The organism is Sorangium sp. So ce327 (assembly GCF_051530205.1).
Classification (GTDB): Bacteria; Myxococcota_A; Polyangia; order Polyangiales; family Polyangiaceae; genus Sorangium; species Sorangium cellulosum_B.
Genome location: NZ_CP150330.1, coordinates 13,446,802 through 13,468,087, shown reverse-complemented (window position 1 = coordinate 13,468,087; position 21,286 = coordinate 13,446,802). Strand labels below are relative to the sequence as shown.

18 protein-coding genes are annotated in these 21,286 nt (G+C 71.2%); 8 read left to right on the top strand and 10 right to left on the bottom strand.

Annotated features, from left to right (window positions below; translation table 11 throughout):
• The first annotated feature begins 216 nt into the window (after positions 1 to 216).
• On the top strand, positions 217 to 2,709 hold the full coding sequence (locus WME95_RS50620) for a TonB-dependent receptor plug domain-containing protein (protein WP_437906324.1): 2,493 nt from the start codon (positions 217 to 219) through the stop codon (positions 2,707 to 2,709).
• A gap of 144 nt (positions 2,710 to 2,853) precedes the next feature.
• Here the strand turns inward: WME95_RS50620 and WME95_RS50615 are convergent, their stop codons facing one another.
• The 9 genes from WME95_RS50615 to WME95_RS50575 form a co-directional block, all read right to left on the bottom strand.
• Positions 2,854 to 3,876, bottom strand: a complete 1,023-nt coding sequence (locus WME95_RS50615; RefSeq protein WP_437906323.1) for a sialate O-acetylesterase — start codon at positions 3,874 to 3,876, stop codon at positions 2,854 to 2,856.
• Between the two features lie 385 nt (positions 3,877 to 4,261).
• Entirely contained in the window at positions 4,262 to 4,639 is a 378-nt protein-coding gene (locus tag WME95_RS50610) for a DUF1304 domain-containing protein (RefSeq protein WP_437906322.1), read from the bottom strand.
• Positions 4,640 to 4,719: 80 nt separating this feature from the next.
• On the bottom strand, positions 4,720 to 5,964 hold the full coding sequence (locus tag WME95_RS50605; RefSeq protein WP_437906321.1) for a molybdopterin molybdotransferase MoeA: 1,245 nt from the start codon (positions 5,962 to 5,964) through the stop codon (positions 4,720 to 4,722).
• A gap of 25 nt (positions 5,965 to 5,989) precedes the next feature.
• Complete coding sequence (locus tag WME95_RS50600) at positions 5,990 to 6,574, bottom strand: Uma2 family endonuclease (protein WP_437906320.1); 585 nt, start codon at positions 6,572 to 6,574, stop codon at positions 5,990 to 5,992.
• Between the two features lie 78 nt (positions 6,575 to 6,652).
• Positions 6,653 to 8,515, bottom strand: a complete 1,863-nt coding sequence (locus WME95_RS50595; protein WP_437906319.1) for a DUF2330 domain-containing protein — start codon at positions 8,513 to 8,515, stop codon at positions 6,653 to 6,655.
• A 137-nt stretch (positions 8,516 to 8,652) separates the two neighbouring features.
• Positions 8,653 to 9,738 carry an ABC transporter ATP-binding protein gene (locus WME95_RS50590; RefSeq protein WP_437548329.1) on the bottom strand — a complete coding sequence of 362 codons (1,086 nt, stop codon included), beginning with the start codon at positions 9,736 to 9,738 and terminating at the stop codon, positions 8,653 to 8,655.
• 100 nt (positions 9,739 to 9,838) lie between these two features.
• Positions 9,839 to 10,717 carry an ABC transporter permease gene (locus tag WME95_RS50585; protein WP_437548327.1) on the bottom strand — a complete coding sequence of 293 codons (879 nt, stop codon included), beginning with the start codon at positions 10,715 to 10,717 and terminating at the stop codon, positions 9,839 to 9,841.
• Between the two features lie 13 nt (positions 10,718 to 10,730).
• Positions 10,731 to 11,825 (bottom strand): polyamine ABC transporter substrate-binding protein, encoded by a 1,095-nt coding sequence (locus WME95_RS50580; RefSeq protein WP_437906318.1) that lies wholly within the window; start codon positions 11,823 to 11,825, stop codon positions 10,731 to 10,733.
• 66 nt (positions 11,826 to 11,891) lie between these two features.
• Positions 11,892 to 12,737, bottom strand: coding sequence for an ABC transporter permease (locus WME95_RS50575; RefSeq protein ID WP_437548323.1), 846 nt, complete (start codon positions 12,735 to 12,737; stop codon positions 11,892 to 11,894).
• A 345-nt stretch (positions 12,738 to 13,082) separates the two neighbouring features.
• On the opposite strand from WME95_RS50575, the gene WME95_RS50570 reads away from it, so the two are divergent.
• The 7 genes from WME95_RS50570 to xylB all read left to right on the top strand — a co-directional run bounded on the left by WME95_RS50570 (position 13,083) and on the right by xylB (position 19,529).
• Positions 13,083 to 13,532: a DUF2203 domain-containing protein gene (locus WME95_RS50570; RefSeq protein ID WP_437906317.1), complete on the top strand. Its 450-nt coding sequence runs from the start codon at positions 13,083 to 13,085 to the stop codon at positions 13,530 to 13,532.
• Positions 13,533 to 13,542: 10 nt separating this feature from the next.
• A complete protein-coding gene (folE, locus tag WME95_RS50565) occupies positions 13,543 to 14,118 on the top strand; it encodes a GTP cyclohydrolase I (protein ID WP_437714828.1) in 576 nt (191 codons plus the stop codon).
• Entirely contained in the window at positions 14,115 to 14,801 is a 687-nt protein-coding gene (locus WME95_RS50560) for an SDR family NAD(P)-dependent oxidoreductase (protein WP_437548318.1), read from the top strand. Before folE ends, WME95_RS50560 begins: the two co-directional genes overlap by 4 nt.
• Positions 14,802 to 14,928: 127 nt before the next feature.
• Complete coding sequence (locus WME95_RS50555; protein WP_437548317.1) at positions 14,929 to 15,594, top strand: LON peptidase substrate-binding domain-containing protein; 666 nt, start codon at positions 14,929 to 14,931, stop codon at positions 15,592 to 15,594.
• Between the two features lie 113 nt (positions 15,595 to 15,707).
• Complete coding sequence (locus WME95_RS50550; protein WP_437906316.1) at positions 15,708 to 16,706, top strand: hypothetical protein; 999 nt, start codon at positions 15,708 to 15,710, stop codon at positions 16,704 to 16,706.
• A gap of 153 nt (positions 16,707 to 16,859) precedes the next feature.
• The gene (locus WME95_RS50545) at positions 16,860 to 17,870 is read left to right on the top strand and encodes a zinc-dependent alcohol dehydrogenase family protein (protein WP_437548313.1); all 1,011 of its coding nucleotides are present in this window, start codon (positions 16,860 to 16,862) and stop codon (positions 17,868 to 17,870) included.
• Positions 17,871 to 17,972: 102 nt separating this feature from the next.
• A complete protein-coding gene (xylB, locus tag WME95_RS50540) occupies positions 17,973 to 19,529 on the top strand; it encodes a xylulokinase (RefSeq protein ID WP_437906315.1) in 1,557 nt (518 codons plus the stop codon).
• A gap of 327 nt (positions 19,530 to 19,856) precedes the next feature.
• On the opposite strand, the gene WME95_RS50535 is transcribed toward xylB, so the two are convergent.
• The gene (locus tag WME95_RS50535; protein ID WP_437906314.1) at positions 19,857 to 21,176 is read right to left on the bottom strand and encodes a DNRLRE domain-containing protein; all 1,320 of its coding nucleotides are present in this window, start codon (positions 21,174 to 21,176) and stop codon (positions 19,857 to 19,859) included.
• Between the last annotated feature and the right edge of the window lie 110 nt (positions 21,177 to 21,286).

The following is a 21,286-nucleotide window of genomic DNA, read 5'->3' as shown; positions in this document are numbered from 1 at the left end:
GAGCGGTCCGAAGTGGACGCTCCACAGGAAGACCTGGTAGCGCAACGTGCTGTTCGAGCCGGTGAGGGGGAAGTGAGCGGTCGTTCGGCGTAGATCATGGCAGAAGCTGGCGGTCGTCCTCCGGAACACCCCGATCCGACGAGAGCGATCCGATCGACCGGTTCCCCGGGAAGCCCATCAGGACGTCGGCGCGAGCGCCGTTTACATAAAAATCACATGATTTCGATCACTTGGCCGCAACGCTCTGCGGCGCATCGCCCCGCGCTGGTCCTCGCTGAGCGGCCCCTCCGCGGCGCGGCGATGCGCTTCCTCCGGCGATCCACGGCAGCCGCAGCGCTGCTCGCGAGCGCGCTCGCGCCGTGCCTCGCCGCCGCCGCGCCCGACACGCCGCGGCCCCATGCAAAGCCGCCTGCGGAGCCGTCCGGTGATGCGCCGCCCCCCGATGCGCCGCCGGCAGCGCCGCCCCCCGATGCGCCGCCGGCAGCGCTCGTCCCGCCCACGCCGCTCACGCCGCTCGGCGCCGACTACCCTGCTGGGGCGCATGGTGACGCGACGGTCCGCCTCGTTCTCACGATCAACGCGGACGGGACCGTCCGCTCCGCGGTCGCCGAGGATGGCGTGGAGCCGTTCGCATCGGCCGCCGTGGCCGCCGCAACGGCGTTCCGCTTCGCGCCGGCCACCAGGAGCGGCGCGCCGGTCGCCGCCAGGATCCGCGTCGAGGTCCGCTTCACCGAAGCCGCATCACCCGCGCCGCCCGGCGCCTCCGCAGCCGCGCCGCCCGGCGCCTCCGCGCCCGCGCCGGAGCGCCCGGCCACGGCAGCCGGGCCGGCGCCGAGCGCGCCGCGCGCGATCGAGGTCACCGTGCGCGGCGAGCAACCGGCGCCCGGCGTCTCCAGCCTGAGCCGCGGCGAGGTCAGGATCGTCCCTGGCGCGTTCGGCGACCCCTTCCGCGCCCTCGAGGTGCTCCCCGGGGTGACCCCCATCGTCTCGGGGCTGCCGTTCTTCTACGTTCGCGGCTCACCGCCGGGCAACGTCGGCTATTTCCTCGATGGAATCCGCGTCCCCTACCTCTATCACCTCGGGCTCGGGCCCTCCGTGGTCCATCCCGGCATCGTCGATCGCGTCGACCTCTACCCTGGCGGCTACCCCGCGCGTCACGGTCGGTACGCCGGCGGCATCGTCGCGGGCGAGACGACGCCGCCGCTCCCGTACTGGCACGGTGAGGGCATGCTGCGGCTCGTCGACGTGGGCGGGCTCGTCGAGGGCCCCTTCGCCGGAAACCGAGGGGTCGCGCTCGTGGGCGGCCGCTACTCGTACACGGCGTTGCTCCTCTCGCTCGCCGCCCCCGAGGTCGCGCTCGATTACTGGGATTACCAGGCCCGGCTGTCCTACGAGGTCGTCCCGGAAGGCCGGGTGAGCCTCTTCGCGTTCGGCGCCCACGACTTCCTCGCGAGCGACGAAGACGGCGAGAGGACGACCCTCTTCGACACGACATTTCACCGGCTCGATCTCCGGTACGACCACACCTATGGCCAGGGCAGCGCGCTGCGCGGCGCGCTGACGCTCGGCCACGACGAGACGGGGATCGGGGACGGCCAGAAAGCCCTGACGCGGAGCCTCGGCGCGCGCCTCTCGCTCGCTCACCGGCTGCGCGACGAGACCACGATCCGCGCCGGCATCGACGCCGTGATCGACGACAACGAGCTCGATCTCGGGACCGACGCCGACGACCCTCCGGGCGATGAGGACGACGTCCCCGTCGACGATCTCCTCCTGAGCCGCGTCGACGTCACGGTGGGCGGCTACATCGAGTCCGACATCGCGATCACCCCGCGCCTGCGCATCACCCCCGGGCTCCGGCTCGATCTCTACCACTCGGACGACACGGTCGCGCTCGCCGTCGATCCGCGGCTCTCGGCGCGGCTCTCGCTCGGGCGCGGCGTGACGTTCGTGCAGGCGCACGGCATCGCCTCCCAGCTGCCGAGCTTCGTCGTCCCGATCCCCGGCTTTCGCCCCGCCCTCAAGGACGGCCTCCAGCGGAGCTTCCAGTCGAGCGCCGGCGTCGAGCTCGCGCTGCCGGAGGACATCACGGCCACGGTCTCGGTGTTCCACAACGCGTTCTTCAACATGACCGACGCGCTCGGCTCGCTGGGCCTCGAGTCGGTCGAGGACGCCTTCACGCTCCGCGCGCTCGGCGCCGCGACCGGCGTGGAGCTGTCGGCCCACCGGCGGCTCACACGGCGCGTCGGCGGGTTCGCGTCGTACACGCTGTCGCGCTCCACGCGGAGCATCGGCCGAAGCCGGCAAGTGAGCTCGTTCGAGCGGACCCACGTGGCCAATGTCGCGCTGACCTACGACCTCGGTCGCGGGTACAGGGCTGGCGGGCGCTTCGTGTTCTACTCCGGGCTCCCCCAGAGGGTCGGCGGCGCGACGCTCCCGCCGATCGACGGCGTCCCCGGAGGCTCCGGATCCCTCGCCGGCGGAGCGCCGCGGTGGGAGCGGCTGCCGCCGTTCTTCCGCCTCGATGTCCGCCTGGAGAAGCGCTGGTCGATCGGGAAGTCGGGCTGGCTGGCGGTCGTCCTCGACGTGCTCAACACGACGTTATCGAAGGAGACCCTGCCGGGGATGTGCGATGCGTTCTCGCCGTGCGAGCCGACGACGTTCGGGCCTGTCACCGTCCCGAACTTCGGCCTGGAGGGCGGGTTCTGACGCCCCGGAGGCGCGGCGCCCCAGGCTGGCGGCGGCCCGCGCCCGCTCCGGGGTGAGAAGAGGATGTTTCAGGGTCGACCGACCACGGCAGGCGCAGTCACCGCAGCTCTCCTCGGCGAGGTCAACATGCGGGGATGCCTCAGGTCACCACTTCAGGGCTTCGATCATCTTCTCGCCATAACGCGTGCCCATGAGGACGACGGACGCATGATCGAAGTGGTACTGATCCATGACCTTGGTCCCCTGCTGACTGACCCAGTGTCCATCAGGCAGCATGTCGGCCGCCTGGTGCACGAGGTTGTTGTGCCCGCTGCAGCACCCGCCCGCGGGGAGCTCCCCGAGGATGAAGGGAACGTCGTAGTCGACACCCCAGGCCTCTTTCACCTCGTTATAGAGCTGAACGACCTTGCCGGGCCATGAGGCCTGGCCGTTGTCGGACTCACCCTGGTGGAAGATGATGCCCGCGAAGCGCGCATTCGGGGCCGTCTTCGCCTTGGCGATCTTGTTCAAGATCATCTGGTGATGCGTGCCACCAGAGATGAACGTGTTGATCGACTCACCGCTCTCAGCGGTACCGACCAGCCCGATCGTATCCCCCTCGGGCAGCTTTCCGAGCAGGGTCTTGCCGAACCAGATGCCGGGGTCGACCGACGTCGACAGGTTCCACCCCTTCTCACCAGGGCAATCGCTGAGCGGCGGATTCGCCACGTTCCACTGTCCGGCCGGCTGGTTGCATCCGCCGAGGACCTTGAGCCGCTGGTCGGAGTTCTGGTCGCTGGCCTGCTTGTCCGCGACGCCAGCCATGTTCGACTGACCCATGAGCATGAAGACGTGGAACGTCGGGCTCGAGCTCGGCGCGCCGCCGGCGCCTTCCCCGCCGCTGCCCGATCCGGTCGCGCCCGCCCCGGCGCCTCCGGTCCCCGCGCTCGAGCTGCTCGTCGCGGCGCCTCCGGTCCCCGCGCTCGAGCTGCTCGTCGCGGCGCCTCCTCCGGTTCCCGCGCTCGTGCTGCCCGCCGCGGCGCCTCCGGTTCCCGGATCGGCCCCCCCGGTGTTGTCGACATCACCGGTCCCGCCGGGCGAAGAGGACTCGCCACATCCGGACGCGGCGAGGATGGCGAGGAATGGGAGGAGTAGGAATCTGGCAGTGCCTCGGAGTGTGCGGTTCATCTGGGTCATGGTCGTTACCTCGTCGCGCCGAGGCGCGATCAGAACGGAAGGGCGGAATCGGTGGGCCGCCGGTGCGATGTCGGCAGGACGAACCTCGCCCGCGAAGAGCTCAGCGCCGAGGCCCAATCTGTCGCGCCCAATCTATCGCAACTCGGGAGCCTGGCATCCAGGATTCGGCTTGGAACGACGCGAGGAGAAGGCCATCATCGATGGATTCTTCCATCACCGGCGGAGTTCGTCTTTACGTGCGCCTCGAGCGCCGACCGGTCCTCTCGAAGCGAAGCGGCTTCACGGTCCGGGACCGCGGAAATTTGAAACGGGCGCGCCGCGTCCCAGGTTGGGTGCCGCGGCGCGCCGCCGCGCGGACACCGCCGGCCGAGCCGCTTCAGCCACCCGCCTGATTGGCGAGCAGGACCAGGGCGAGGCCGATGGCCGACGGGACGGTCTGCACGAACAGGATGGATCGCTTTGCCGTCGCGGCGCCGTAGACACCGGCGACGGCCACGCAGAGGAGGAAGAAGGCCTGGATTTGCCATGCAAAGGCCCTGTTCGGATGGATGACGCCCCAGAGCAGGCCCGCGGCGAGGAATCCGTTGTAGAGCCCCTGGTTGGCCGCCAGCGGCGCGGTGATCGCGGCGACCTCGGGGGTCGTACCGAACGCTTTGTACGCTCGTTCCGTGCGCCACAAGAACATCTCCAGGATGAGGATGTAGATGTGAAGGACTCCGATCAACGTGACGACGATCCGAGAAGCGAGCAGCATACGGCGCACCTTAACACGCGTGCCGCGGCGCCACCGGAGGTCCCCGAAGCGCGCTCCGAGCGCGGCGCCCCTCCCCCGCCTCACGCGTCGTAGAGCAGCACCTCGACCTCGGCGCCCTCGCCGATCACCGCCTCCTCGGCCTGCACGATGACCACGCCGTCCGCGCGCGTCGTCGACGACAGGATGGACGCGCCGCTCGTCGCGATCGGAAACACCCGATCTCCCTCGACACGCACCCTCACGTAATCGACCCGCCCCGGCTGGGAGACGATCTCGCTCGCCACCACGCACCGCCGCCGCCGGTGGGGCCACGCGCGCGGCAGGCCGCCGAGGGCGCGGATCGACGGGCCGGCGAAGAACTCGTAGGCGCAGAGGCACGACACCGGGTTGCCCGGCAGCAGGAACACCGCCCGCCCCCCGGGCAAGAAGCCGAACCCGGCGGGCTTCGCGGGGCGCATCGCGACGCCGTGGACCACCACCTCACCCAGCTCCGCGAGCACGAGCGGCGCATGGTCCTCCGAGCCGACCGACGACCCGCCGGAGACCAGCACCACGTCCCCGCCCGCCGCCTCGAGGGCGCCCCGCACCGCCTCGCGCCGGTCGGGGACGTACGCGACGGCGATGTCCTCCGCGCCGTCACGACGCGCGAGCGCCGAGAGCACCAGGCTGTTCGTGTCGACGATGCACGCCCCGCTCGGCGCGCTCCCCGGCGGCAGGAGCTCGTCGCCCGTGATCAGGATCCGCACCGACGGCCTGCGCGCCACGCGCACCTCGGCGACCCCGGTCGAGGCGAGCACGCCCACGTCCTGCGGGCGCAGCCGGCGCCCCGCCGGCACGACCTCCGCGCCCTCCAGCACGTCCTCGCCGATCGCCGCGACGTGCTTGCCGGACGGCACCGGCTCGCGCGCCCGCACGACCGCCGCCCCGTCGCGGCCCGCGCCCTCCTCGGCGCGCTCCGCCACCAGCACCGCGTCCGCGCCCTCCGGCACCGGCGCGCCGGTCGTGATCCGCACCGCCTCGCCCCGGCGAATCGCGCCCGCGTGCGGGCGCCCGGGGAACGACGCGCCCACGAGCGCGAGCTCCACCGGCGCGGACGCAGCCGCGCCGGCGGTCGCCTCGCCGAGCAGCGCATACCCGTCCATGGCCGCGCGGACGAAGTGGGGGACGCTGATCCGCGCGCGCACGGGCTCCGCCGCCACCCGCCCGACCGCCTCGGCGATCGGGACCAGCTCGTCGCCGAGCCGCTGGATCCGCCGCTCCAGGACCTCGAGCGCGCGCTCGACCGCCGTGTGCTCGCGAAAACCCCGCATCCGGACGTCGCGCATCGGCTCTCCGTGGAACGACGGCCGCTCAGACCGCCGCGGAGGCCTCGAGCGCGCCCCGGTACACCTCGTCCACATCGAGCAGGGCGTCGATCGACGCGAGCCGCGCGCGCTCGCCGGGCCCGGCCTCGTGGAGCGTCCACGTGCCGTCCTCGTTGCGCCGGAAGACCTCGATCCTCCGGTGCGCCTGGGAGACCAGGACGTACTCCCGCAGCGAGGGGATCCGGCGGTAATGCGCGAATTTCTCTCCCCGATCGTAGGCCTCCGAGGAGTCCGACAGCACCTCGACGAGCACCAGCGGGTTGACCACCGCGTCCTTGTCCTCGGGATCGCGCGCGATCGGGCCGCAGACGACGCTCACGTCCGGGTAGGTGGCGAGGCCCGTCGCGCGCACGCGCACGCGGAGGTCGGACGAGAACACCTCGCAGGGGCGCCGGCCGAGCTGCGCGCCGAGCGCCACGGTCACCCGCGCCGCGAGCCGCGCGTGCTCCGGCGTGCCGCCGGCCATGTCGAAGATCTCGCCGCCGAGGAACTCGTGCTTCGTCGGGCTCGCCCGCTCCTGCTCGAGGTACTCGGCGTAGGTGAAGGAGAGCCGGCGGGCGGGCGCGTTCACGTCATGACCTCGCCAGGGAGTATGCCACGGGAACCGCCCCTCCGGTGCGCCCCCCCTCCCGGAGCGCCGCCGCGCGGCCTACCGCCCGCCGCGCGAGCCGCTCCTCCGGGGCCGGCTCGCGCGCCGGAGGGGCGCGATCAGCGCAAACATCCCGAGCGCCATCACCGACAGCTTCGGCCCCCGCTTCTTCCGGGCGCTCGACTGCCGCTCGCCCGCGATCGAGCAGTCCTCCGACTCGGCGGAGTCGTCGGTGTCCCCGCTGCAGCCGTCGTCCTCCGCATAGTACTCGTCCTCGGACTCGCTCGTGTCCCCGCTGCAGCCGTCGTCCTCCGCATAGTACTCGTCCTCGGACTCGCTCGTGTCCCCGCTGCAGCCGTCGTCCTCCGCGTAGTACTCGTCCTCGGGCGCCGGCTCGCTCGTGTCCCCGCTGCAGCCGTCGTCCTCCGCGTAGTACTCGTCGTCGTCGACGTCCTGCGTGTCGAGGTCGTCCACGACCACCGTATCGGCGGTGCCGGAGCAGCCGCAGCCCACGTCGGGGGCCGGCTCGTCGTAGTAGTCGTCATCGTCCGGCGGCGGTTTCCCGGCGCCGGACGAGCCGCTGGCCGGGCCAAATCCGCCGCTGCCCGGCCCGCCGCCCAGGCCGTCGGGCCCGCCCACGCCCGACGAGCCGCCCGCGCCGCCCTCGCCGGAGCACTCGTCCACGAGGACGCGCCCGGCCCTCACGACCGGCGAGATCGCGGAGCCCTCCCCGAAGGTCAGCGGCCAGTCCGCGCCCGGCTGCCCGGCCGCGAGCCGGAGCGAGACGCGGGTCAGCCACACGGACGACGGCGCGAGCCCGGAGAGCCCCACCGCGAGATCGTCGGCGGCCGGACCGCAGCGCAGGAGGTCGGGATCGACCTCGTCCCTCCGGGGCGACTCCGCGCAGTCCAGCGCGCCGTCGACCACGCCGTGCGCGGCGCGCGGGCAGCTCGCGGCGACCTTGAGGCTCGACTCCAGCGCGGCCGCGGCGACCGCGGCGCACGTGCCCGGCGCATCGCCGATGTCGCCGTACGCGCTCGCGCGCGCGAAATAAGCCTCGATCACGCTGTCCACGCTGTCGCTGCCGAGGGAGATGCGGCGGCTCAGCGCCTCGTGGCCCGCGCCCTCGACGAGCGCCCCGTGGAGCCCCGCCTGGCCGAGGGCTCCGGCGCGGAGCTCCGCGTAATCGCTGCGCTGCGCGCTCGCGTCCCAGCTCAGCGAGGCCGGCGGGAGCGTCACCGGCGCCGCGCCCGAGAGCGCGCCCCGGCCGTCGCCGAGCAGCCACGCCGTCACCTGCACGTCGCCTGCGCCCGCCCCGGCCAGCGACAGCGGCAGGATCGGCTCGCCGCCGCCCATGGCGATGCGCAGCGTCCTCGTGACCGCCGCGCCACCGGGAGCGTCGAAGCGGGCCGCCGCGAACCGCATCCCTTGCAGACCCCCGAGCTGCGCGGCCGTCTCGGAGGACAGCGCGAGCCCGGCCGACGCCGCCCAGCGCGCGACCGCGTCGGCGTCCTCGAGCACCGTCACCTCGACCGGCTCGAGCGTGGCCTCGTGGGCGAGCCGCCCGACCGCCTCGAAGGGGTTCGGCGCGCCCGCCTCCCCCGGGCAGTACGGGTCGACGCCCTGGGGCGGGAGCACCCGGGGCGCCGTCGCCGCCTCGAGCGCCTCGAACCACGCATCCGAGCTCGTGTCGAGCGCGGCGAGCGGCGGCACCGGAACGACGAGGGCCACCGGCCCGCTCGCGCCCTGGAACCGCAGGCTCGTCCAGAGCGTCGTGCGCTCCGGCCCGGCCGCGACGGCGACGCGTTGCTCGACCGACGCCTGTCCGGCGCCGGGCAGCCAGGCCCCCGTGGCGAGGGCGTCGCCGGAGAACGAGAGAAGGACCGAGGAAGAAAGAGCGACCGCAAGCGACCGTCGGGGCATGCGAGGCCGATTGGCAAGCAGCATGCCCTGCAGAGTACGCCTTGTTCGAGCCCAACTTCCACGCGGCCGCGTCCGGCTGAGAACGGCGGTTCACGACGCCCCGGCGCCACACGGGCGCGACGGCCGACCGGCGAGGATCACCCCTCGTGGACGATCACGATGTCGTCGGGGTGGAGGTGGCAGAACACCCGGTCTCCGACGTGAAGCGCCGCCTGGCCGGAGCTCTCGTTGGCGACAACCGCCGTGAGCGCGAGGCCGGCGTCGGTCCGGAGGCGCAGCTGGTCGGTGGCGCCCTTGAACAGCTCGTCCTCGACGCGCGCCTCGAAGCGGTTCTCCGGCGCGCCCTGCGGCTCCCTGCGGAGCGCGATCTTCTCCGGCCGGATGGAGACAAGGGTGCTCCCGGCCCCGCCCGCCAGGTGCTCGGCGTTGACGAGGAGCTCAAGCCCCCCGTCGAGCTGGACCCGCGCCCGCTCGCCGCTCCGCGAGAGGACGGTCGCGCGGAGGATGTTGGCCTGGCCGATGAAGCTCGCGACGAACGTCGTCTTGGGGCGGTGGTAGATCTGCGACGCGTCGCCGAGCTGCTCGATCCGGCCCTTGTTGATCACGGCGATGCGGTCGCTCATGGTGAGCGCCTCTTCCTGGTCGTGGGTCACGAACACGAAGGTGATCCCGAGCTTCTTTTGCAGCGCCTTGAGCTCCACCTGCATGGCGTGCCGGAGCTTCGCGTCCAGCGCCGAGAGGGGCTCGTCGAGCAGCAGGACCTTCGGGCGGCACACGATGGCCCGCGCGAGCGCGACCCGCTGCCGCTGCCCGCCGGACAGCTGCGACGGCTTGCGCTCCTCCATGCCCCCGAGCGACACCATCGCGACCGCGGCCCGGACCCGCTCGTCGATCTCCGCCCGGGGCACCTTCTTCATCCGCAGCCCGAAGCCGATGTTCTCCTGCACGGTCATGTGAGGGAACAGCGCGTAGCTCTGGAACACCTGGTTCACGTCCCGGCGGTACGGCGGCTCGTGCGTGACGTCCTTCCCCTCCAGCAAGACGGCGCCGCTCGACGGCGTCTCGAAGCCCGAGATCATCCGGAGCAGCGTCGTCTTGCCGCACCCCGAGGGGCCGAGGAGGGTGATGAACTCGCCCGCCCTGATCTGGAGGTCGACCTCGCTCACGGCGTGGAAGGCGCCGAATCGCTTGGTGACCGCGCGGAGCTCGACCATCACATCCATCGATTCACCTCGGAGGGCCGGCAAAGCGCGCGGGGGTGGCGGGAGAGGCGGAAGAGGCGAAGACGAGCGGCGCTGGGCCACCCCGCGCGACGGCGCCGCATCAGGCCTCCGGCTCCTTGCGCAGGCCGAGCAGGAAGAAGAGCGAGAACAGGAGCAGGAGCGCCATGCCGAGCGCGGCGCCGAAGGGCCAGTCGCGCGCCTGACCGAACTGGTTCTGGATGACGTTGCCGATCATCGGCACGCGCGATCCCCCCATGAGATCCGTGATCGCGAACATCCCGAGCGCCGGGATGAACACGAGCAGGACGCCCGCGAGGATGCCCGGGCGGGTGAGCGGGACGATGACGTGCGAGAACGCGGACACGGGCCCCGCGCCGAGATCGAACGCCGCCTCGATCAGGGCGTTGTCGAGCTTCTCGACGCTCCCGTAGATGGGCAGGATCATGAACGGCAGATACGAGTAGACGAGGCCGATGACCACCGCCGTCGGCGTGTACATGATGTCGAGGGGGGTCGAGATGATCCGCAGGTAGAGGAGGAGCCCGTTGAGGAGCCCCTCCGACTTGAGGATCGACATCCACGCATAGGTCCGGATGAGGAAGCTCGTCCAGAAGGGCACCATCACCAGCATGAGCAGCCGGTTCCGGACGCCCTCCCTCGCCCGCCCGATGAAGTACGCCACCGGATAGCCCGCGACGAGGCAGATCGCCGTGGTGATGGCGGCGTACTTGATCGAGCTCAGCAGGATCTTGAGGTAGGTCGGGTCGAAGACCCGGGCGTAGCTCGACAGCGAGAGCTCGAAGACCACCTGCCCGAGCTCGTCCCGCTCGCAGAAGCTGTAGACGAACATGATCGCGGTGGGCGCCACGACGAAGGCGAAGAGCCAGAGCAGGAGCGGGGCGAGCAGCAGCCACCCGCGGACGCCCGGCCTCCGCCGGGCGCCCTGGAGCTCGACGACCTGCCCGGTGGCCGTGTTCATGACGCCCCGCCGCTCACTGCGACGCCTTGAGGTCGGTCACCAGCTTGTCCACGTCCGCGGCCACCTTGCCGATGTCGTGGAACGTCTCCATCCCCGCGAGCGGCGGGTAGCTCGCCGGGTTCGCGAGCTGCTCCGGCGTGAGCAGCTTGCGCGCCTCCGCGTTGGGGTTCGTGTAAGGGAACTTGTCCGAGATGAGCTTGCTGACCTCGGGGCGGAGGATGTAGTTCATGAACATCTCCGCGCCGATCTTGTTCTGGGCGCTGTCGGGGATCACCAGGCTGTCGATCGCCTTGTGTGTCCCCTCCTGCGGCAGGACGAACTGGAACTTGTCCTTGTCCTCCTGGTAGAGCAGGGCCGCCTCCCCGCTCCAGACGACGCCGATGTCGACGTCGCCGTTGAGCAGCGCCGTCTTCGGGCTGTCGGAGTCGAACACCTTCACGAGCTTGATCCACTCCGCCAGGGTCGGCTTGATCTTCGCGAGGTTCTCCGGCGTCACGTCGTTGGCGTTCATCCCCATCGTCACCATGACCCAGGAGACCATCTCCCGGTTGTCGTTCAGGGCCACGATGCGCCCCTTGTACTTCGGCTGGAACACGTCCTTGAAGCCCTTCACGGGCTCCTTCACCTTCTGGGTGTTGACGACGATGCCCACGACCGTGGCCATCCACGGGACCGAGTACTTGAGCTCCGGATCGTGCGGCTGGTTCCTGAACGCGGGCGCGATGTTCTTCAGGTTCGGGATGCGCGATGGATCGAGCAGCTGCAGCTTCTTCTGCCGGATGAGCGCCTCGACCGCGTACTCCGACGGCTGGATGAGGTCGTACCGGGTGCCCCCCGCGAGGAGCTTCGACAGCATCTCCTCGTTCGAGGCGAAGGTCTCGTAGTTGACCTTGATCCCCGTCTCCTTCGTGAAGCCGTCCAGGACCTCCTGCGGGACGTACTCGGACCACCCGAAGAGGTTGAGCTCGTTACCCGGCTTCGGCTCGGGCGCCGGGGCGCTCCCCGAGGCGGCCGCCTGCTGCGGCGCCGGGCTCTCCTTCTTCCCGCAGCCGAGGAGGCAGAGGAGCGGGACGAACATCAGTATCAAGAGCGCTGAGATGCGTTTCATTGGCCTTTTCCTTGTCTCGCCTGCGCCGTCGCAGGCCCCCGCGTTCGCGCCGCGCGCCGCTCCCCTTCAGCCCTCGTCGGGGAGCCGCCTCGCGGTGCCCTTCAGCGACTCGGCGATCACGACGAGCATCGCAGTCGCCACGATGAACACCGTCGAGATCGTGTTCAGCATCGGGTTCAGACCGACCTTCGCCATGCCGAACACCTTGATCGGCAAGGTCTCGGACTTGGGCCCGCGGGTGAAGTAGGTGACGATGAGCTCGTCCATCGACAGCGTGAACGACATCAGCGCACCGGAGATGATCGCGGGCAGAAGGTAAGGCACCAGGATCAGGAAGAACGCCTTGAGCGGCGTCGCCCCGAGGTCCAGGGCGGCCTCCTCGAGCGACGGATCGAGCCCCGCGAGCCGCGCCTGGACGGCGATCAGCACGAACGGGAAACAGAAGGTGACGTGCGAGATGATGACCGTCGTGAAGCCGAGATCGAGCTGCACCGTCTTGAAGAAGATGAGCAGGCTGATCCCCATGATGATCTCCGGGATGATCATGGGAATGAAGATCAGCGTCGTGATCGACCGGAGCGCGGGGAACCTGTAGCGGTAGAGCAGGAAGGCGCCCGCCGTGCCGAGGGCGACCGAGAACGCCGTCGTGATCGCGGCGATGATCACGCTGTTGCTCAGCGACTCGATGAGCGGCGACCGCCGCTCGTCGCCCAGGTGGGCGACGAGCTCATCGAAGAGCTGCCGATACCATTTGAAGGTGAACCCCTCCCACACCACGCTCATCCGCGAGTCGTTGAACGAGTAGGCGACGAGGAGCAGGATCGGCAGATACAGGTAGAGGAGGACGAGCCCGCTCCAGCCGCCAAGGAGCCAATTCGACAGCTTGATGCCCGACATCGTCCGGAGTCGCATGCGGCGGCCTCGCGATCCGACAGGATCGCCGCGCGAGCTTATCGCTTGCAGAACGCCGCGCGCAACACATTGCCGAGTGGAGAGGAAGGGCGCGACGCGGGTGATCGCGGCCACGCTGGCTGTCGTTCGCGAGGGCGCGCCTGCACCGGCCGCACGCCCGCACGCCCGACCGAGCGCGCCCTCGCCGCGCGCGCTGCTCGCGCGCAGCATGCGGCGGGCGCGCGCTGCTCGCGGCATGCAAGCGCGCGCGGCGGCTCCTTCCGTAGAAGCCCTTGACACCGCACTCTCCTCCGCTTACCGGCCCTGCATGACCGGGTCGTCGCGCCGCCCTTCAGGTGAGGTCCCGTGAGCACCTCCCGCATCTGGACGATCGAAGAAGCGAACGCGCTCGTCCCGCGGCTCTCGGAGAGGATCGGCCGGCAGCTCGCCCTGGCGAGCGATATCGAGCGCTGCTGGCAGGAGCTCGTGCAGGCCGTGCAGAGCCCGGCCGCGACGCCCGATCAGCTCATCGAGATGGCGCGCAACGGCAGCGAGCAGGCGCGGGCCCGCGAGCGCGAGCTCTCGGAGAAGATCGCCGCGTACGAGTCCGGGTGGCAGGAGATCGAGGAGCTCGGGGTCGTCGTGAAGGACCAGCGGATCGGCCTCTGCGACTTCTACGGGCGCCTCGACGGCGCCCTCGTCTGGCTCTGCTGGCGCTACGGCGAGCCGGCCGTAGAGCACTTCCACGGGCTCGAGGCCGGCTACGCCGGGCGCAAGCCGATCACCGCCGAGAGGCGCCGGCAGCTGCTCAACTGACGAGGTCCCAGTGATCGATCGGAAGAGAGCGGCGTGGGCGATCGAGGAGTTCCTCCGCGCCCTCGGGCGCGACGTCGAGGGGGACCTCGCGGGCACGGGCGAGCGGGTCGCCGACGCGTGGGCCGACGACCTGATCGAAGGCGAGGCCATCGACGCGGCCGCGGTGCTCCGCGAGGGCGCCATGGAGACAGGCCCCTTCGAGCGCGGCCTCGTCATCGCCCGCGACCTCGCCGTGACCACGATGTGCCCGCACCACCTGCTGCCGGGGCACGGCACCGGCATCATCGTCTACCTGCCGGGCGCGCGGGTCGCCGGCATCGGGACGCTCGCGCACGTCCTCGACGCGCTCGCGCGGCGGCTGACCTTGCAGGAGCGCATCGGCGGGCAGCTCGTCGAGCTCCTGGTCCGCGAGCTCGGCGCGCGCGGCGCGCTGTGCAAGCTCACGCTGACGCACACGTGCCTCATCGCCCGCGGCGAGCGCAAGGCGGGCGCCCTCATCGAGACCGTCGCCGCCGCCGGCGAGCTCGCCGAGCCAGGCCCCGAGCGCGATCTCGCCCTCGCCGCGCTCTCCGGGGGGAGGGCGTGACCGACGTCGCGGTCGTCACCGGGCCGAGCCGCGGGATCGGCCGGGCGACGGCGCTCGCGCTCGCGCGGCGCGGCCTCTCCATCGCGCTGCTCGGCCCGCCGAGCCCGCGCCTCGACGAGGTCACCGACGAGGTCCGCCGCCTCGACGTCGCCGCGCTCCCGGTCCCCTGCGACGTCGCCTCCGAGGAGCAGGTGGCGCGCGCCTCCGCCGAGGTGGTGGCGTGGCTCGGCGCGCCCCGCGTCGTCGTGAACAACGCCGGCATCGTGAGCCGCGGCGCGAAGGTCCACGAGACCGCGCCCGCCGCCTGGGACGAGGTGATCGCGGTCAACCTCCGCGGCCCCTTCCTCATCTCGCGCGCGTTCCTCCCGGCCATGCTGAAGCAGGGGCGCGGCCGCCTCGTCCACGTCGGCAGCATCTCCTCGACCCTCGCGTGCCCCGGCAACGCCTCGTACGCCGCGTCCAAGTGGGGCCTCATCGGCCTCTCGAAGAGCCTGGCCGAGGAGCTGCGCGGGACGGGGCTCCAGTCCATCGCCGTGCTCCCCGGCTCGGTCGACACCGACATGCTCGTCGGGAGCGGGTTTCCCCCGCAGATGAGCGCCGACGAGGTGGCGCGGCTCCTCGTGTACGCCGCGCTCGACGCCCCCGACGCCGTCACCGGCTCGGCCATCGAGATGTTCGGCTGACGGCGCGCCGCGCTCGCCTCCGCGGAACGCGCGCCAGAACGCGGGCCGGCGACGGCGGACCGCCGAGCCCGGTGTGCATGTACGTGGCGCCGCCACACCCGACCCCCCGCGTGCTACCCTGCGGCCCGTGGACACGACGCCTCCGCGCCCGGGCGACCTCAGTGGGGCATTGCCCGAGCTGCCGCTGTTCCCGCTGCCGCAGACGGTGCTCTTCCCCGGCGCCCTGCTGCCGCTCCACATCTTCGAGCCGCGCTACCGGGCGCTCGTGCGCGACGCCCTCGGGACGCACCGCATCCTCTCCGTCGTCCTCATCACGGACCCCCGCGCGGTCGACGCGCACGGCCACCCGGCCATCGCGCAGGTGGCCGGCGCCGGCGAGATCATCGATCACGCCGAGCTGCCCGGGGGCCGCTACAACATCATGCTGCGGGGCCGCGCCCGGGTCCGCCTGGCGGAGCGCCCGTTCGTGCCGCCGTACCGCACGGCCGCGGCGACGGTCCTCGAGGACGAGCCGGGGGAGGTCTCGGCCCAGGATCACGCCGCGCTCATCTCCACCGCGGCCTCGTTCGCGGCGCTCGTCCGGGATCGGGACAGCAATTTCGAGTTCCGGCTGCCGCGCGACGCGGCCACGTCGCTCGTCGCGGATCTCTGCGCCCACCACCTCATCCTCGACGCGCGGGAGCGGCAGGCGGTGCTGGAGACCCTCGACGTCGTCGCGCGGGTGCGCCGCGTGACCGAGGCGCTCGCGCTCCAGCAGCTCGCGCTCGCCTCGGCGGCGCGCGACGTCAACTGAGACCCGAAGCGCCGGCCTGCCCGCATGGGCCGGCGCGGCGCACCTGAACACGGGTCCAGAAGGGGCTCCGGGGCGGATGCGGTCGTCCCAAGATCGAGTAGGCTGCGCCGCCTATGGCGACCTCTCGTTCAACGGAACCCTCGGCCCCGATCATCGTCAAGCACCCGGGGTGTCCCCAATGGGGACTCGGATACCTCGTCGAGGAGCGCGACGAAAAGCGCTTCTACGATTTCGAGGATGGCCTCAATCACTCCATCGCCAAGGCTTTCTGGTCGAAGCTCGAGCCGGTGCAGCTCGGCGACGACGAGGCGAGCGCGCTCGAGGCCAGGATCCGCGGTCTCCGTGACCGGCCGTCGGCCGCCGCCAAGAAGCAGCGCGCCCGCGTCGTCGCGCCGCCGGTCACGAGCTTCGACGAGCAGGTCGCGAGCTTCGAGTCGCAGTTCGAGGGTGGGTTCGGGGGTCCGCAGTTCATCGCCGAGGAACGAGGCGCCGCCGGGGGCGAGGGGGCCGAGGGTCCGGCGAGCGTGGGGAAGAAGAAGAGCAAGGCCTTCAAGCAAGGCGCCATCGAGACCGCGCGCGCGCTCCTCGCCAAGGGCGAGCTCGAGGCGCTGCTCGCGGCGGGCAACCTGAACGATTTCATGGAGCGCATCACCAAGGTCCACAAGGCCGCGACCGGCCTCCTGCACCCCCTCGGCGATCTCATCCCCTTCAACAAGATGCCGGCCGAGCACCACCGCGCCTACGCCGAGGCGGTCGTGGATCTCCTCTATGGCGCGGGCGATTACGCCGCGCGCTTCGACCGGCTGGCCGGCGTGCTCGCCGCGGCCAAGGTCGTCACGTGGCCGCTCGTCACGATCCTCGGCGCGCTCGTCTACCCGGGCGAGCACGTCTTCGTGAAGCCCTCCTTCTACGAGAAGCAGGCCGCCGTGCTCGGCTTCAATCTCGCCTACGATCGCGCGCCGAGCGCCGAGGGGTATGCCCGGATGCAATCGCTGGCGCGCGAGCTCGAGCGGCGCCTGCGCGAGCGCGGCCTCGCCCCGCGCGATCTGATGGACGTCTACGCGTTCCTCTGGCGCACGATCTCCCCGTCCAAGCCGGCCACGAAGTCCTGACGTCCCGCGTCAGGCCGCCCTGCGCGACGTCGTGCGACGCTGCGCGGGGCGGTCCCCGGCGCTGCGCGAGGCGGCGCGGGCGCGGCCGGCGGCCCTCGACCCTCGACGCGCGGCGCTGGCCCGCTTATGCGACCTTCCCAAGGAGGGTCTCGCATGAAGGCTGCCGTGCTCGAAGCCGTGAAGAAGATCGCCGTTCGCCATGACGTCGCCCCGCCGCAGATCGGCCCGCGCGACGTCCTCGTCCGCGCGAAGGCGTGCGGCATCTGCGGCACCGACGTGCACATCTGGGAGGGCGATTTCTTCCCGACCTTCCCGCTGATCCCCGGGCACGAGCTCGCCGGCGAGGTGGCGGCGGTGGGCGACGAGGTCGAGGGCCTCCGGCCCGGCGATCGGGTGATGGTCGACCCGACGGTGACCTGCGAAGAGTGCCACTTCTGCATGATCAACCGGCAGAACCACTGCCTGAAGTGGAACGCGGTCGGCGTGACGCGCGACGGCGGCTTCGCCGAGCTCGTCCGGGTCCCCGCGAAGAACTGTTATCGCTTCGAGCGCGTCTCGTTCAGCGAGGCCGCCTTCTGCGAGCCGCTCGCGTGCGTCGTCTTCGGGCAGGATCGCGCGCGCATCGAGATCGGCTCGGAGGTCCTCGTCCTCGGCGCCGGCCCGATCGGCCAGCTCCACCTCCAGGCGAGCCTCGCGAACGGCGCCGCCGCGGTCACCGTCGTCGACGTCGTCGAGTCGAAGCTCGACCTCGCCCGCCAGCACGGCGCCACCGAGGTGGTGCTCGCCGACAACGCGCTCCAGGCGAAGCTCAAGAAGATCGCGCCCTACGGCTTCGACGTCGTGATCGACGCGACGGGCATCGCCCGGGTGCTCGGCGACTCGGTCCAGTACGTCAAGAACGGCGGCCGGTACCTCGTGTTCGGCGTGTGTGGGCCGCAGGACAAGGTGGAGATCTCGCCGTTCGAGATCTACCGGCGCGATCTCGAGATCATCGGCAGCTTCGCGATCCGGCGGACGTACGACCGGGCATTCAAGCTGATGGAGCGCGGCGCGGTCGACGTAAGGAAGCTCCTCTCCGAGGCGATGCCGGTCGAGGAGCTCCCGCGCGGCCTCGAGATGATGAAGAAGGGCACCGCGCCCATGAAGCTCCAGGTCGTGTTCTAGCCGCGCGGCTCGCGCGCTCACAAAGCTTACGATTTTCTCGATTAGTTAAGAGTCGTTACGAAGATCACCGAAGTAGACGAAACTGCAAAAAGGACGCTTTCCATGGCCATCGTGATCGGAATCGACGTCGGGACCAGCGGCCTCAAGGCCATCGCAGTCGAAACGGAGCGCGGCGCGGCGGTCGCGTCGGCGCACCGCGAATACCCGCTCTCCACGCCGCACGCCGGGTGGGCCGAGCAGGATCCCGAGGACTTCGCCGCGGCGGCGCTGAGCGCCCTCGGCGAGCTCGCCCGCGCCCTCGGCCCGCGCCGCGACGACGTGCGCGCGATCGGGCTGACGGGGCAGATGCACTCGGCGGTCTTGCTGGACGAGGCGCAGGCGGTCATCCGGCCTGCGATCCTGTGGTGCGACACGCGCACCACGGCCGAGTGTGAGGCCATCCGCGCGAACCCGAAGGTCGGCGACGCGGGGCTCGCGCGCCTCGTCGGCAACCGCGCGCTCGAGGGGTTCACGCTGCCGAAGCTGCTCTGGCTGCGGGCGAACGAGCCCGAGGCGTTCGCCCGCGTCCGCGCGGTGCTCATGCCGAAGGATTTCGTGGGCCTGCGGCTGACGGGCGAGCTCGGGACGGACGACAGCGACGCGAGCGGCACGCTGGCGTTCTCGCCCGGGGATCGCTCCTTCAACGCCGAGCTCCTCTCGGCGGTCGGCGTCCCGCGCGCGGTGTTCCCGCGGTCGGCGCCCTCGAACGCGCCGCTCGGCCAGCTGAAGGCCGAGGTCGCGGCCGCGACGGGGCTGCCAGCGGGCATCCCCGTCGTGCGGGGCGCCGCGGACAACGCGGCGGGCGCTGTGGGGCTCGGCATCGTGCGCCCCGGCCGGGCGATGGCGTCGGTCGGCACGAGCGGCGTGATCCTGGCGCACACCGACTCGTGGATCGTGGAGCCCGAGATGCGGCTCCACAGCTTCTGCCACGCGGTCCCGGGCCGCTTCTACCTGATGGGGGTGATGCTCGCCGCCGGCGGCGCGCTCCGCTGGTACCGCGACGTCCTCGGCGACGGGGAGCGCATGGCGGCCGAGCTCCGCAAGGTCGATCCGTACGAGATCATCTCGGACACGGCGTCGACGGCGCGCCCGGGCGCGGGCGGCGTCGTCTTCCTGCCGTACCTGATGGGCGAGCGCACGCCGCACAACGACGCGGCGGCGCGCGGCGCGTTCGTGGGGCTGAGCGCCCGCACGACGAAGGCCGATCTCTCGCGCGCGGTGCTGGAGGGCATCACGTTCGGGCTTGCGGACTCGCTGGATCTGATGCGCGGCGTGGGCCAGACGAACGGCGCGGCGGCGGTCTCGATCGACGAGATCCGCCTGACCGGCGGCGGGGCGCGGAGCCCGTTCTGGCGCCAGCTGATGGCCGACGTCTTCGAGGCGCCGGTGGCGATCACGACGTCGACCGAGGGTCCGGCCTACGGCGCGGCGCTGCTCGGCGCGGCGGGCGCGGGGCTGTTCCCGTCGGTCGAGGAGGCGGCGGACGCGTTCGTCCATGTCGTGTCCCGGGTCGCGCCGGACGCGGCGCGCTCGGCGCGGTACCGGGAGATCCACGCGGTGTACCGGGGGCTCTACAACGACCTGCGCGGGCGGTTCCGGGAGCTCGGCAGGCTGGCGTGATGGGGTGACAGGATCCGGGCGGCTATTGTCCCGGCGGACGTGAGGTCTTGCCGGGTCGCCCGGCGCCCGGAGAGGGGGTTCTCCGCGCGGGGTGGGGGCCCCGCCGAACTCGCCTGGGTCATCCCTCCTCCGGCTCCGCCGGAGGAGGGATGACCCAGGCTCAAACATCGGCCCATCCCCCACCCCGCGCGGAGAACCCCCTCTCCGGGCGCCTACCGCTCACTCGACTGATCCAACAGACATTGGCCAATCCCCCCGCGCGGAGAACCCCCTCTCTGGGTGCCTACCGCGGGCGCGGAGCCTGGAACGAGCTCAGACGACGCGGGTTCAAGGCGCCTTCGGCAGATAGCAGAGGCGCATCCACGGTCGCAGACTCGAGGGGAGATCGCTGGCGAAGAGCTGAATCTGCTCGCGGTCGTCCGAGCGGAGCAGGATGCCGTAATTCTCCGTCTTGCCGCGAAGCCAATCCAGGACGAGCCTGGTCACGTCAAACGAGAGGAGGCCACCCTCCTTTACAATGGCCTTCACGTTGCCGGTGACCGCGACGGGAATGGGATCAAACGAATCCTCTGCGAAGGAAGCCCAGGATTCGCTCTCGTCCCAGTCCCTCACCACGCGGTGCACGGAGATCGCTCCCGGCCCGCTCGTGCTCGCCACCCCCAGCCCGACGCGAGCCGTGAGGAGCGTCGCCCGCCGGGGGACCGAGGAGAGATCGAAGCGGAGCAGGGCGCGGCGGACCGCATCGGTGCCAGGCGGCGTCCCCACGAGGAGATCGACGCGCTCGCCGAAGCTCTGATCGGGCTGGTCGCTCGCGATGTACGTGTCGCGGACCTGACCGGGAGTAACACCGCCGCGCATGATCAGGCGGTGCTCGAGCGTGGATTCCTCGCCCGCGAGCACCTTCTCCAGGAACTCGTTGCGGACGCCAGCGAAGGCCACGCGCGCGAGCGCACCCGAGGCGTCGCAAAAATTGGATCTGGCGACGAATGAGCTCACGCCCGCGACGACCTCGACGCCATTCTGCAGGATCAGCGCTGGACCGCCGCTGTCGCCGTAGCACACGCCGCCTTGTGCGTTCGTCTGATCGACAACGATCGTGAGCGGCTCGACCTCGCTGACGCGCGCTTCGACCCTCCGGCGAATAGAGTTCTGCGCCGGGGTGCCGCCGTACCCCACGACGGTCAATGCGCTTCCGACCGTCACATCGTCCGGCGCCGACGCAAGCGGGATCGGCGTGACATCGAGATCGTCCGCGCCTCTGGCAGTCACGACACAGACATCATAGTCGTGGTTGAACAGGTTGTGACAGGGGTGAAGCCTGACCGAATCATCATCGACATCAAGCGTCATCGACGGCTCCAAGAAGTCGGGGCCGATCAGGACCTTCTTGGGAGGGGAAAAGCAGCAGTGCGCGGCGGTGAGCACGTAGACCTTGTCGCCATCGGCGCTCCGGCGAACGATGGTGCCGCTGCAGCCTCCGTCGAGGGACACCACCGCCGTGTGCGTGTTGTCCGCCCGGGCGTCGGCGCCGACGATCGCTGACCGCTCCTCCCCGCTCTCCTCGCGCGAGCCGCTCTCGGTCGGTTGCGCGCAGGCCGCCGGCAAGAGCGCGGAGATGACCAGCCGGGCCCCCGTGAGCGTTCTCATGATTTGACCTCCCCCCAGACCACCCAACACTCGGCCGGCGCGCGCGACGCCATCACGCGTTCTCGACCTTCCCGATGCTCATCCGTCCGAAAGGAATCTTGCTGGCGGTC